At 63.8% G+C, this 832-nt stretch carries 1 protein-coding gene; it reads left to right on the top strand.

The genetic code is table 11. The annotated features are described in order from the left end of the window. Window positions 1–53: 53 nt before the first annotated feature. Window positions 54–832 (top strand): ActS/PrrB/RegB family redox-sensitive histidine kinase (locus EN884_RS37425; protein WP_164895489.1); only part of this gene is annotated, 779 nt, incomplete at its 3' end.

The raw sequence follows: 832 nt of genomic DNA, 5'->3' as shown, positions 1-832 counted from the left end.
GCCCGGGCCAAGCCGCGCGGGACCTAGCCTTTGGAGCTTCGCGGCTGTAATTCATGGCCATGATCAACGTTTTGCGTTCGCCCGATTTCCAGCAGAGCCAGAGACTGCGCCTCAACACGCTAATCCGGTTGCGATGGCTTGCCATTGTCGGTCAGAGCCTGGCGGTGCTCGTCGTCGCCTATGGGCTGAAGTTTCCGCTGCCGGTCAGCCTCTGCTTTGCCCTGATCGCCTGTTCGGCCTGGATGAACCTGTTTCTCGCCTTTCGCTTTCCGGCGGCACACCGGCTCACGCCGCTTGCGGCCTTCGGCATCCTCATCTTCGACAGCCTGCAGCTTGCCGGCCTGCTCTACATGACCGGCGGCCTCACCAATCCGTTCTCGCTGCTGATGACCGTGCCTGTCGTCATTTCGGCGACATCGCTGCCCCTGCGCCTGACTGCCATCCTCGGCGGGCTGGTCATGTCGGCGGCGACCTTTCTGGTCTTTGTCCATCTGCCGCTGCCCTGGCATGAGGATGCGCCGCTGGCCATGCCTTTTCTCTATGTCGCCGGCATGTGGATGGCGGTGCTGTCCTCGATCGCCTTCACCGCCATATATGCTTTTCGGGTGGCAGCCGAAGCCCGGCTTCTGGCCAATGCGCTCGCCGCAACAGAGCTGGTGCTGCAGCGCGAGCAACACCTTTCGGCGCTCGACGGGCTGGCCGCCGCGGCCGCGCACGAGCTCGGCACGCCGCTCGCCACCATCGCGCTTGTCGCCAAGGAGATGGAAAAGGCGCTCGGCAAGGATCCGAAATATGGGGAAGACGTGACGCTGTTGCGTTCGCAGAGCGAGCG

The sequence above is a fragment of the Mesorhizobium sp. M7A.F.Ca.AU.001.01.1.1 genome, assembly GCF_004022735.1.
Lineage (GTDB): Bacteria > Pseudomonadota > Alphaproteobacteria > Rhizobiales > Rhizobiaceae > Mesorhizobium > Mesorhizobium ciceri.
This window is presented reverse-complemented; position numbering and strand designations above follow the sequence as displayed.